General features: G+C 36.8%; 9 protein-coding genes. All 9 read left to right on the plus strand.

Features of this window, described 5'->3' with window-relative positions; translation table 11 throughout:
- Positions 1–57: 57 nt before the first annotated feature.
- The 9 genes from M3226_RS08885 to M3226_RS08925 all read left to right on the plus strand — a co-directional run bounded on the left by M3226_RS08885 (position 58) and on the right by M3226_RS08925 (position 12,842).
- On the plus strand, positions 58–1,218 hold the full coding sequence (locus tag M3226_RS08885) for a serine hydrolase domain-containing protein (RefSeq protein ID WP_251564476.1): 1,161 nt from the start codon (positions 58–60) through the stop codon (positions 1,216–1,218).
- A gap of 561 nt (positions 1,219–1,779) precedes the next feature.
- Entirely contained in the window at positions 1,780–3,504 is a 1,725-nt protein-coding gene (locus M3226_RS08890; protein WP_251564477.1) for a sensor histidine kinase, read from the plus strand.
- A gap of 20 nt (positions 3,505–3,524) precedes the next feature.
- Positions 3,525–5,144 carry a response regulator transcription factor gene (locus M3226_RS08895; protein WP_251564479.1) on the plus strand — a complete coding sequence of 540 codons (1,620 nt, stop codon included), beginning with the start codon at positions 3,525–3,527 and terminating at the stop codon, positions 5,142–5,144.
- Between the two features lie 126 nt (positions 5,145–5,270).
- Positions 5,271–6,761, plus strand: coding sequence for an ABC transporter substrate-binding protein (locus tag M3226_RS08900; protein ID WP_251564481.1), 1,491 nt, complete (start codon positions 5,271–5,273; stop codon positions 6,759–6,761).
- A gap of 355 nt (positions 6,762–7,116) precedes the next feature.
- Positions 7,117–7,986, plus strand: a complete 870-nt coding sequence (locus M3226_RS08905; protein WP_144562832.1) for an ABC transporter permease — start codon at positions 7,117–7,119, stop codon at positions 7,984–7,986.
- A 17-nt stretch (positions 7,987–8,003) separates the two neighbouring features.
- Positions 8,004–8,891 carry a carbohydrate ABC transporter permease gene (locus M3226_RS08910; RefSeq protein ID WP_251564483.1) on the plus strand — a complete coding sequence of 296 codons (888 nt, stop codon included), beginning with the start codon at positions 8,004–8,006 and terminating at the stop codon, positions 8,889–8,891.
- A 115-nt stretch (positions 8,892–9,006) separates the two neighbouring features.
- Entirely contained in the window at positions 9,007–9,654 is a 648-nt protein-coding gene (locus M3226_RS08915) for a YesL family protein (RefSeq protein ID WP_251564484.1), read from the plus strand.
- Positions 9,655–9,774: 120 nt separating this feature from the next.
- Positions 9,775–11,523 carry a DUF5605 domain-containing protein gene (locus M3226_RS08920; protein WP_251564486.1) on the plus strand — a complete coding sequence of 583 codons (1,749 nt, stop codon included), beginning with the start codon at positions 9,775–9,777 and terminating at the stop codon, positions 11,521–11,523.
- Between the two features lie 17 nt (positions 11,524–11,540).
- Entirely contained in the window at positions 11,541–12,842 is a 1,302-nt protein-coding gene (locus M3226_RS08925) for a prolyl oligopeptidase family serine peptidase (protein ID WP_251564488.1), read from the plus strand.
- Positions 12,843–13,046: the final 204 nt, after the last annotated feature.

Below are 13,046 nucleotides of genomic sequence, written 5' to 3' on the forward strand. Positions count from 1 at the left end.
AGTCTACTAATACCATTCATAATAAAATAAAAGTTAATAGAGGAGTTGGAAAGATAGATGTTGTCATATCAAAACTTACGACCATTATTGAAAAGTTTTGTAGAGAAGGGGCCTGTGGGCTGTTCTTGTGCTGTAATGCACGATGGGGAAAAGGTATTTGAAGAGTACATTGGCTATGCGGATTTGGAAACGCAAAAACCAATTACATCTGATACGATTTTTCGAATCCACTCTATGACAAAGATCGTTACATGTACTGCAGCTTTAATTTTATACGAACGAGGAAAGTTTTTGCTGAATGATCCGCTTGAGGAATATTTGCCCGAATTTAAAAGTCCTCAGGTCTATCGGACCAGTAAAGAAGGAAAACAGGAAATTTCGCCTGCGTCGACACAAATTAGGGTCAAGGATCTGTTCACAATGACATCAGGGCTAAGTTATAGCTGGGGAACAATGGAACAGGAAATTCGGGTAAGGGAAGTAGAAGAACAATTAAATAGCCAAGAGGACTTTACTAAAGAAACCTATATTCAAGCCCTTTCTAAAGCACTAAGTACTATTCCGCTAGCATTTGATCCCGGAACGGCATGGAAGTATGGATATAGTCACGATGTTTTAGGTGCTTTAATAGAGGTCATATCTGGAAAAACGCTTGGTCAATTTCTAAATGAGGAAATCTTTAAACCTTTATCAATGAATAACACATATTTTAATCTGCCTGAAGAGAAAAAAGAGCATCTTTCCAACTTTTATATCCGAAATGAAGAAGGTAAGCTAATTAAAACCTTAGATATGTTTCCGAAAGTTGATACAAGTTTTGAGAGCGGAGGTGGAGGGCTTTTCTCTACTCTAGGTGATTATAGCCAATTTGCCCATATGTTAGCCAGTGGAGGAGAATTGAATGGTAATCGAATTATAGGAAGAAATACAATCCAACTAATGTCAACAAATCATTTAAACTCACAAAATTCCTCAGATTTTAATTGGAATCGCCTGGCAGGTTACGGCTATGGTCTTGGAGTGCAGGTCATGATAGATCCACCAACGTCTGGCAGCAACAGTCCTGTTGGTGAATTTGGCTGGAACGGGATGTCAGGAACATGGGTAACTATTTGTCCTAAAGAAAAACTTTCAGCTGTTTATATGCAGCAAATGCTCCCAAACTTTGAAGATTATCAGCAGCCAAGACTAAGATCCGTTATTTATGGATCACTATAAGTCTAATAAAATAATACTTTAACACGAGTCTTGAGTGAATGCTCAAGGCTTTTTGCTTTACTAGCAGGTTTTAAGTATACGACGCTATTGACGACCGAGCAAAAGAAAAAAGAGCGCCGAAGGTAGACAATAGACGCTATTGACGACCGAGCAAAAGAAAAAAGAGCGCCGAGGGTAATCAATAGACGCTATTGACGATCGAGCAAAAGAAAAAAGAGTGCTGAGGGTAGTCAATGGACGTTATTGATGACTGAGCAAGAGAAAAAAAGAGCGCCGAGGGTAGTCAATAGACGCTATTGACGACCGAGCAAAAGAAAAAAGAGTGCTGAGGGTAGTCAATGGACGTTATTGATGACTGAGCAAAAGAAAAAGGCGCGCTGAGGGTAGTCAATGGAAGCTATTGATTACTAAGCATGAGAAAAAGCGCCTCAAGGGTAATCAATATAGGACTTTTGAATGAATTTGATGACAATTTATTTAAAGTTTTTTCATTATTTAAAAAATAAATCATGTATAATATAATTTAGTAGTTTGTAAGGGATTACATCAGGAGGGCTATCTATGCGGACGATAAAGCCAATTATTAATTCGTTACTGTTTAAACTCTTTTTAAGTGTATTTTTAATTATCGGCCCACTAATCGTTGTCCATATTGTAAATAACTATTATGCAGTGGAAGTGATTAGGAGTCAGGTAGCCCAATCAAATAAAAATATGCTGAATATTTATATGGACCAAATTGATAAAGGGTTAGACGGTGCTGGAAAATACATCTTTCAAATGACTCAGAACAATACAGATTTGTATTATCTTCAATATAATGATGCCTTAGATCCCAATGAATATGAAGAAGCAAAAATACGTTTATTTAATACGATTACCAATCAGTCTTATTTATACACCTCAATCGATTCTATTTTTATCTATTCGGAGGCCTATAAGGATTTATTATTTACACAAAATTCTTCAGATAATTATTTTGAGCGTTATGAGGCAAGAGATGAAATTTATCAGTTACTAGAGAAACACCCAGAGGAGCTTAGTGAAGGGAGATGGAATATCTGGAAAGGGGCAAAAGATTATTATTTGATTCAATTTTATAACGTTGATGGAGTATATGTTGGCGCCTGGGTGAATATGGACAAACTTATTACACCGTTTAAATATATTGATTTTGGAGATACAGGAAGAGCCTTGCTGGCAACTTCCAACTTAGAACCCATTACTAATAAGACCTTTATTAAGAAGGAAAAAATAGATTTAACGATTAAACAAAAAAAGTATGTCATAACTGGGGAAAATGATCGGTTTGTATTAATGAAGAAAAAATCATCACAAGCTAATTTTTATCTTGCAGCATTGATTCCCGAGAAAGAAATCCTAGAGAAACTTCCATTTTTACAAAGAATTTCGTCGTTAATTACTTTATTAGCTGTACTGTTCTTACTATTTTTTATTTTTATTATGAGAAAAGTTTTTCTACAACCTATCAATCGAATTGTCTCCGCCATGAAGAAACTGCGAAAAGGAGATTTGGATATTCGTCTTCCTGCTAATCGGAATTCGACTGAGTTTCGGGTGATGAATGGCACCTTCAACCATATGGTCTCTGAGATTAAGGATTTAAAAATAAATGTATATGAAGAAAAGTTAAATTTACAAAAAGCAGAATTAAAGCATTTGCAGCTGCAGATCAACCCGCACTTTTTCCTTAATTCATTAAATATTATTTATAACCTGGCGACAGTTAAGGATTTTGCAGTTATTCAAGAGATGGCTAAATGTCTGGCCAATTACTTTCGGTTTATGTGTCGCAGTAATTCCTATTTTGTTTGCTTAGAAGATGAACTAAAGCATACAGATAATTATTTGAAAATTCAACAACTACGATTTCCTGAATCCTTTAAATATTACATAGAGTCACCACTAGAATTTTCAAAATGCAAGATTCCTCCACTTGTCATACAAACCATTGTCGAAAATTCAATTAAACATGCCTTTAATCTTGATGATCCTCTTGATATTTTCATAGTGGTAATGAAAGACGATGACCCTAAGTATTTAAACATTAAAATTCAGGATACAGGAGAAGGTTTCCCAGAGGATGTTTTATGCAGTTTGAGAGAAGACAAATCATTGACAAATGAGGAAGGGGAGCGAATGGGCATTTGGAATGTTAAACAAAGATTAAGTTTGTTATATCATGATAAGGCAACCATATTATTTTTCAATGAACTGGGCAGGGGAGCAACAGTCCAGGTACGAATTCCTAACGAATTAATCTAAAATAAAAAGGTGGCATGGTTATGAGTCAATTTCATGTACTTATCGTTGATGATGAAATACATTCCATTCGGGGTGTACAAGCGGGAGTTAATTGGCAAAAGCATGATATCACATCTGTTTATACAGCTAATAACTTAAGACAAGCCCAAGAAGTGTTTTTAAATCACAAGGTTGATTTGTTATTATGTGATATTGAAATGCCTAAAGGTTCCGGCCTGGAGTTGTTAAAGTGGGTGCGTGAACTTTACTCTGAAACGGAAGCCATTTTTTTAACCTGCCATTCAGACTTTTTCTATGCGAAACAAGCCTTACAATTGAAAAGTTTTAACTATTTACTTAAACCAGTTGATTATCAAGAACTAGAAGAAGTAATCCAAGAAGCATTAGAGAAAATCAAAAAAGATCGAGAAGCAAGAATGGTAGAGGAATCATATCTTCAATTAAAAAAGTCTCACTATACCGTTATGGAAGAACGGTTCTGGTTAGATTTAATTAATCAAGTTTTCCCTGCTACCAAGGAAACAATTGAAAAACAGTTGAAGAATTACCAATTATCTTATTCAGATATAAATACTTTTCTGCCAATTTTATTTCATGTACAAGAATGGAAAGAAGATCTGTCGGTACATGAAGAAAAGGTGAGCCAATATGCGTTGAAGAAGGCTCTTGCTGAAATTGTAGAAGAGTATCATATGGATGGGTATGTCCTTAATTTAGAAGATGGATATGTCTTAATGATTATTGCTCTAGTAGACTCCATCAATTTAAAAGAGTTTAAGGAAAATTGTAATCGGTTTGTTTTGGAATTTGCTGAGTTTTTTTTATGTGATCTTTGCGGTTACATTGGTCATCAGGTTTCTATTGAAGAATTAGTAGGAATGGTCCAAACTTTGCATGAATTTGATCGAAATAATGTAACCGTAAGTAATAAGACAATGGTATGTAACAATCAAAAAAAATCATTATGTTCTTTACCGTTACTGCCTACAGCTGATTGGACAAGTTTAATGAAAAGTGGTCCAAAAGAAAAATTTTTAGAGGCTATTAATCTATATTTTACAAATTGGAAAAAGGCAGATGAAAATATAACCGCACAATCATTGCATTTGTTTTATCAAGATTTTTTGCAATTAATCTTTTATGTTCTTCAGGTAAAAGGAATTCAAGCCAATCAAGTTTATTCTCAAAACCTACTGACTGAAAAGCCGCAAAGAGTGTTGAAATCTTTAAATTCGCTCCATAATTGGGTTATTTATATAGCAGATGTAGCCATGGACCAGCTTCATTTGCCTCAGGAAAAAGGATCAGTGGTGGATATAGTGAAAAAATATATTCATGATCATCTTGGTGAACAACGGTTATCTCGTGAAGATATTGCCAATTTCGTTTATCTGAATCCGGACTATTTAACTAGGGTTTTTAAAAAACAAACAGGGTTATCCATATCTGACTACCTACAGCTGCAGCGGATTGAATACGCTAAAAAACTATTACTAGAAACAAAATTGCCTGTAAGTGAAGTAGCATTGTCTGCGGGATATTCTAATTTTTCCTATTTTTCCACTATTTTCAAGAGATCTACAGCATTAAATCCGATGGAATATCGAAAAAAGTCACTATTTTCAGAAAAGTCGTTATAACAAAAATAAAAAGTCGGATTTTTAGTAAGTTTTTTTTCTCCCATCCTCTATACTAAAATTAGTTCTATGGTAACGCTTTCAAAAAGATTCATAGAATCGACTAGAAAACAAGGGGGAAAGAAAACGATGAATTGGTTTAAGGCATTTACAAGGTTTTTCTTAATCGCAATATCAGCTATTTTAGTTTTAGCTGGCTGCAGTTCAAAGGAAAGCAGTACAAGCAGTAATGATGGTACGGACTCAAAGGGTCAGCCCTATCAGATTAATATGGCGTATATCACCTTTACAAAGATAGATGATCTTCCATTAGTGCAGGATGAAATTAATAAAATAGTTAAAAAGAAAATCAATGCTACTGTGAAGTTAGTACCAATTAATGCTGCTAACTATCAACAGCAAACGAACTTAATGCTGACAGGAAACGAGAAAATTGATTTGGTCGTTTCCTCATCCTTCTTTGGCTATAGTACACAAGCCGCAAAAGGACAATTACTTGCATTAGATGATTTGGTTAAATCTAATGGCAAAGATATTCTGAATGTCGTACCTAAACGTCTTTTAGAAGGCAACAAAGTAAATGGTAAAATGTATGGTATACCAAGTATCCGTGACTGGGGTTCTTATTATGGTTTTATCATGAGAAAAGATATAGTAGATAAATATAAAATCGATCTGTCTCAAGTGAAAACATTTGCTGACTTGGAAAGTGTTTTTAAAATCGTTAAAGAAAAAGAACCAACTTTAACTCCGATTGTAAATACGGGAGTAACAACAGTGGCTTCAGTCCTTGCCGGTGGGAAATATGATATTCTAGGGGACAGCCTTGGAGTAGTTTCCTTTAAAGACAAGAAAGTCGTCAATATGTTTGAAGAGCCAGAATATGTGGATGCGGTTAAGTTGGCGAGAAAATGGTTCAAGGCCGGCTATATTATGAAGGATGCAGCGACTTCACAAGACGCTGCTGCCAATATTGTGAAGGCTAATAAAGGATTTGGCTATTTCTCCCATATGAAACCTGGTTTTGATGTTCAAGAAAAAGGGATCACTGGATATGATATGGTATCTGTGAAATTATCCGATGTGTATTCATACACGGATGCAGCAACAGGCTTTAACCTGTCCATTGCCAGAAACAGCCAAAATCCAGAAAAAGCAATGGAATTGATCAATTTACTTTATACGGATAAGGATATTATGAATCTACTTGATAATGGTATCGAAGGGAAGCATTATCAAGTTAAATCGGACGGAACCATTAAATTACCGGATAATGTCAAGGAATCCAAATACGTGTTTGGACAATGGCAAATTGGAAATAACTTCCTTACTCTTCCTTGGGAAGGGAATCCAGCAAATTATTGGGAAGTCATGAAGAAACATAACGATTCTGCTATTTTCTCTCCTGCCTTTGGTTTCACATTTAACCCAGACCCAGTGAAAACAGAAATGGCCGCTGCAACAAACGTAATTAATCAGTATAAATTAGGACTTGAATCAGGTACCTTGGACCCAGGAAAGAGCTTACCAGAGTTTAACAAAAAGCTAAAAGCAGCAGGCCTAGATAAAATCATCGCCGAAAAGAAAAAGCAGTTTGAAGCTTGGAAAGCAAAGCAATAAGGAAACAGAAAAAGAGAACTAGGAGACCTAGTTCTCTTTTTTCATAGAAGCATGGGGACGGTTCTTCTGCTTCCATCTATATCCAGAACTTAGTATTGAATATATATTCTGAAAAGTCGGATAAACAAAAATAAGAAGTCGTATTTTGGATAGTTTCTATATAACTAGTTTTATAAAATAAAGTTATAAGTTTGAATGATCATTTTGTAAGCGGAAACATTTTGATATTAAAAAAGGGGGAAAAGGGATGTCAGAAGTGACAGTAAAGAAATTGGAAGCAGGGATCCAAGCGGTTCCTGCGAAAAAGGTAAACTCCAGGCGGATAAGATTAAAAAGGGCTTTACCACTTTTTATCATGATGATGCCTGGATTGGTTTACTTATTGATCAATAATTATTTGCCAATGTTTGGTCTTATCATTGCTTTTAAAGATATTAACTATGCTAAAGGGATCTTAGCCAGTGATTGGATTGGCTTCAAAAACTTTGAGTACTTGTTTAGTACAAGAGATGCGTTTGTCATTACTCGGAATACCATTCTTTATAATGGCGGCTTTATTATTTTAAATACAGTAATAGCCATCGCTGTAGCAATAATGCTAAATGAAATTAAAAATAAGCTGGCAAAAAGCTTTTACCAAAGTGTCATCCTCTTGCCGTTCCTAATCTCGATGGTAATCGTCAGTTATTTGGGATTTGCCTTCCTTAGTGAAGATGTTGGTTATTTGAATAAAACCATCTTACCAATGCTGGGGCTTGATGGTATCTCATGGTATAACGAAGCAAAATATTGGCCATATATTTTAACCTTTATCAATATGTGGAAGGGCGTAGGGTTCTTATGTGTTATTTACCTAGCTGCCATTATTGGAATAGACCAAGAATATTACGAGGCAGCCACTTTAGATGGAGCGAATAAATGGCATCAAATCATTCACATTACGATTCCTTCGATTATGCCAGTTATTATTATGATGACCTTATTGGCAATCGGCCGCATTTTCTACTCTGATTTCGGACTGTTCTATCAAGTACCAATGAATTCAGGTGCTATCTATGATACAACCAATGTTATTGATACGTATGTGTACCGAGGTTTAATGCAGCTCGGGGATATCGGTATGTCGGCCGCAGCAGGTTTGTATCAATCCATTGTCGGATTTGTACTTGTTTTATTATCAAATTATCTCGTTCGTAGAAAAAGTAAAGACAATGCATTATTTTAAATTGGAGGTGGAAAAGGATGTATAGATCCGATCGAATCACACAATGGGTATCACATATTGTTTTAATCCTACTTGCCGCAGGCAGCATTATTCCTTTTATCATTCTTTTGTCTTCTTCCCTGAGTGATGAAGCATCCATTTTGAAGGAAGGGTATTCCTTTATACCTAAGGAAATAAGCTTCGCGGCCTATGATTACCTGCTATCTAATTCATCGAGTATTTTACGAGCGTACGGAATAACGGTATTCGTAACCATATTTGGAACTTTTGTAAGTTTGGTGATGACATCGTTTTTGGCTTATGGACTTTCACGACGTGATTTACCTTATAAGAATATTTTTGCTTTCATCGTTTTCTTTACTCTATTGTTTAACGGCGGACTTGTTCCAACGTATCTTGTCTATACGCAGGTGTTTGATATCAAAAATACAATCTGGGCATTAATCGTTCCGGGGCTCCTTATGAACGGATTTAACGTTTTATTAATGAGAACATTCTTTATGACTTCGATACCAGAGCCCGTAATCGAGTCAGCACGGATGGATGGTGCAGGTGAATTTAGAACATTCTTCTCGATCATTCTGCCGCTTTCCCTGCCAATTCTGGCTACAATCGGTCTGCTTCAAACCATTATTTATTGGAATGACTGGTTCAATGGACTTATCTATATTACAGAGCCTTCACTATTTAGTATTCAAAACATATTAAACAGGATGCTGTCAGACATTCAATTCTTAGCAACCAGCAATTTAGGTTCTATCACAAGTACGGCGGCAGCACAAGTTCCAACTACAGCTGTACGGATGGCCATTGCGGTAATCGGTATTCTGCCGATACTCATCGCCTATCCTTTCTTCCAAAAGTACTTGGTAAAAGGAATTGCTTTAGGCTCAGTTAAAGGATGATTTTATCACTTTAATAAAATGGAGGGCTGATTGAATATCAATAGCCCTCCGTTATGATCGTGGATTCGAGATAAGGATTCAAAAACAGGAGAAACAGGCAAGGGGGAAATGTCATATGGTAGGTTTTATGCGGGGATTTTATAGTATTTCGGAGTGGGTCCTAAGGTTTGCGTATGTGAATGTTCTTTGGATTTCATTTACCTTGCTTGGTTTTGGTGTTTTTGGATTTTTTCCGGCCACACTGGCTATGTTCACGGTGGTACGTAAATGGGTATTGAAGCAGACTGATATTCCAGTATTTAAAACGTTTTGGTTCACTTATAAAAAGGAATTTGTTAAAGGGAACCTATTAGGACTTATAATCGGCCTATCATGTTTTTTCATGTACTCAAACATAAGAATAGTCGAGGCAACCACAGTACCAACATTTAAATTACTTTATGTCCCCAATGTTATTGTCATAATCTTATTTATCCTTACTCTATTATATATTTTCCCAGTGTTGGTTCATTTTGATGTTAACTTGAAAGAGGCGATTAAAAATTCATTTATTTTAATGACCGTAAATCCAATCGCAACCTTTTGTATGGCTACTTTGACTGGGTTCCTCTGTTTCATCTTTATCAAAATACCCGGTGTCATCCCGTTTTTTAGCGGTAGTCTTATAGCATTTTTACTTATGTGGTTAAGTAACTATGTTTTTGTAAAAATGAATAAAGTCGCTGACTTCTCTGTAAAAAGGACCGGAACGGAAGCGCATTAATTCCATGTGAGACAATAAAAGAGAGCTGAAAAGATAGTTCTCTTTTATATTAATAAGCATATTTTACATATATTTCCTAAAAAGTCTAAAATCTCTTAGAGAAAGGGGATAACAGTTGAAATGAGTTATTCACCAAATATGAAAATGGGTAAGATCCTGGCAAATAAAAATGCCAAAGCAGTTTTGCTAAAATATGTGCCACAATTATTGGAACCTACTGAATTCCCGATTATGTTTGTAAAATTAAATACGTTGGAACAACTAATTTCGCGGCTGCCTGAGTCCTTACGTACAACGGATATTGTAGAAAAACTGTATTCAGAATTGGCTGCACTTGAAGAGTTAGAAGAAGAGACTGGTTACGTTTCACCAGCGTCTAATTATGAATCTGAGTCAGTAATTTTGGGATCGGCAAGAGTTTATTCAAAGAACTCAGTAGAAAAATGGGCCGCTTTTGAGGTCGAACTTCATGGCCCGCATCACGGCAACCCTTTTATTGACGTCACTTTGGAAGCGGAATTTTACTTTAATGGAAAGAAACGATACAAAACTCTTGGATTCTATGATGGGGAGGGGATCTATCGAATTAGATTTATGCCGGATATAGAGGGAAGCTGGACATTTCAAACAACGAGCAACGCTAGATCTCTGGCAGGTATAGAAGGTAAGTTTACATGTGTCAGTCCTTCTAAGGAAAACCATGGTCCTGTCCGTGTAAAAAATACTTTTCATTTTTCGTATGAAGATGGAACCCCATACGTTCCAGTAGGGACCACTTGTTACGCATGGGTTCACCAAGAGGAAAAATTAATTCAACAAACATTGAATACATTACAGGCTTCACCATTCAATAAGATACGAATGTGTGTCTTTCCTAAATCGTATCAGTTTAACTCTAATGAGCCTTTGTACTATCCATTTGAAGGGTCTCTTGAGGAAGGATGGGACTTTACACGTTTTAATCCAAAGTTTTTTCAGCACTTAGAACAAAGGATCACAGATCTTGGCAATCTCGGAATTGAAGCCGATCTCATCCTGTACCACGCCTATGATAGGTGGGGATTTGCAGAAATGAAACAGGTGGAGGATGATCGCTATCTGAGATACCTCACCGCCCGTCTATCAGCCTATCGCAATCTTTGGTGGTCATTAGCAAATGAATATGACTTAATGTGGGCTAAAGAAATCGAGGATTGGGAGCGCTTTGCTCAGATTATAACGGAAAATGATCCTCACCATCATCTTATTTCCATTCACAACTGTTGGGGATTCTATGATTATTCACGGCCTTGGATTACACACTGCAGTGTTCAGCGAATTGATGTATATAAAACATCTGAAAATACGGATGACTGGAGAAAACAGTGGAATAAACCAATCGTGATCGACGAATGTGCCTATGAAGGAGATATTGACCAAGGATGGGGAAATATCTCCGGGGAAGAAATGGTACGCCGGTTTTGGGAAGGGGCAGTTAGAGGCGGTTATGTTGGACATGGCGAAACATATCTTCATCCAGAAGATATTTTATGGTGGTCCAAAGGTGGACAGTTACATGGGGACAGTCCAAAGCGAATTGGTTTCTTGAGGCGGATAATGGAAGAGGGGCCGGAAGAAGGATTGAATCCTTTAGAAACCACTTGGGATGCACCTTCTGCGGGAATTCCTGACCTGTTTTATTTATATTATTATGGCTTTAATCGACCTAGTTTCAGAGAGTACCGGATGAAACCTGGCATTCAATATAAAGTTGAAGTAATCGATACTTGGGAAATGACAATTAATGAACTCGAAGATGTTTATGAAGGGAAATTTAGAATAGAACTTCCAGGTAAACAGTATATGGCTGTCAGGATGACTAAAATATAACAAAAGGAGAGGTAAAAATGAATCGTTCTTACATGACTGTGACAGAGGTTACTGACTATGGCCCTTATATAACCAAAATCATTCTTCCACTTTCCCAATCTATTAAATCAGAGGCACTATCGGAAGATACATTCAACGTTTATGTCGAGAGACGAAGCAAAAAAACGGGCGAAGTGATACAACTCAGAAAAGATTGGAATTCGGTAGAACTTTATCCGTCAAAAGGCTATTGTCGTGTGACAAATGCGTATACATCAGACAGTGAAGGGAACAAAACCGAAATGGGCAGACACGCCACGCTGGAACTAGAATGTGAGGCGATCTACCGTTTGAACTCGGAAATTGCGTTTGTGCAGGAACATAATGTTTATGTTTTCTGCGAGTTTCGCATAACGCAGGTGAAAGAAATACTAACCAATAATGATTCCATTTCAGGACATGTCTATGATCATTTCGGCGGCGGTAACATGGAGCAGGTCAAAGGGTGGGTAAACAGCGAGTCATCATATGCTGAGATGCCCCTTCGTTTTGGCTATTTTTCGCCAAATATGAGCAGAGATAAACATCCCTTGATCATCTGGCTGCATGGAGCAGGCGAAGGCGGATATGACACGACGGTGGCTTATACCGGAAATAATGTTGTAAACCTGTCAAGTGAAAAAGTACAGAAAATATTCGGGGGCGGTTATGTCCTTGCTCCACAAGTACCCACAATGTGGATGGATGACGGCAGCGGTGAGTACACTAAGAGCGGAAATTCAATGTACGTGAAGGCACTAAAAGCGCTTATTGATGAGTTTATTAATTTACATTCAAACATAGATTCAAATCGTATCTACATCGGTGGCTGTTCTAACGGGGGTTTTATGACCATGCGAATGATAATCGATTACCCTGATTTCTTTGCAGCTGCATATCCCGTATGCGAAGCTCTCTATGACGAGGTCATTACTGATCAAAATATTCAAGATATCAAGAATACTCCGATCTGGTTCACACATGCAAAAAATGATGAAATCGTAAAACCTGAGATCACGGTGGTTCCAACATATGAGCGTCTACTCAAAGCCGGTGCTCCAAATGTTCATTTTTCATATTTTGATAAGGTCGTAGATACCTCAGGCATTTTCAAGGATAGTGAAGGCAATCCCTTTGAATTTTTCAGTCATGGTACCTGGATCTACATGCTCAAGGACGAATGCGTACTCGACTACGATGGTTCTCCGGTAAAAGAAAGCGGAAAAGAGGTAACTCTACTCCAATGGTTGGCCTTGCAGTCAAAACAAATAACAGTCCAGAATTGTAAATCCTATCAGTAAAGTGAAGCTATTAAAACAAATATAGTAATTTAAGAACATCCATTTGGAAAATCCGCTATGTGGGTGAGAAGGAACTATCTGGATGGTTCAATAGATTTTTGAAAAGTTTACTCCCTTAGCATCTTCACAAAAACTAGAGCAGTTAAATAAAAAACTACTTCTGGTACTTCAATAGACTATGAAATAGTAATGAGGAGGACTGTT

It is taken from the genome of Neobacillus cucumis, assembly GCF_023715505.1.

Excerpts from the sequence above, each read along its gene's own strand:
- M3226_RS08895 (WP_251564479.1), top strand. The coding sequence starts at position 3,525 with ATGAGTCAATTTCATGTACTTATCGTTGATGATGAAATACATTCCATT.
- M3226_RS08925 (WP_251564488.1), top strand. The coding sequence starts at position 11,541 with ATGAATCGTTCTTACATGACTGTGACAGAGGTTACTGACTATGGCCCT.
- M3226_RS08910 (WP_251564483.1), top strand. The coding sequence starts at position 8,004 with ATGTATAGATCCGATCGAATCACACAATGGGTATCACATATTGTTTTA.
- M3226_RS08920 (WP_251564486.1), top strand. The coding sequence starts at position 9,775 with ATGAGTTATTCACCAAATATGAAAATGGGTAAGATCCTGGCAAATAAA.
- M3226_RS08905 (WP_144562832.1), top strand. The coding sequence starts at position 7,117 with ATGATGATGCCTGGATTGGTTTACTTATTGATCAATAATTATTTGCCA.
- M3226_RS08885 (WP_251564476.1), top strand. The coding sequence starts at position 58 with ATGTTGTCATATCAAAACTTACGACCATTATTGAAAAGTTTTGTAGAG.
- M3226_RS08890 (WP_251564477.1), top strand. The coding sequence starts at position 1,780 with ATGCGGACGATAAAGCCAATTATTAATTCGTTACTGTTTAAACTCTTT.
- M3226_RS08900 (WP_251564481.1), top strand. The coding sequence starts at position 5,271 with ATGAATTGGTTTAAGGCATTTACAAGGTTTTTCTTAATCGCAATATCA.
- M3226_RS08915 (WP_251564484.1), top strand. The coding sequence starts at position 9,007 with ATGGTAGGTTTTATGCGGGGATTTTATAGTATTTCGGAGTGGGTCCTA.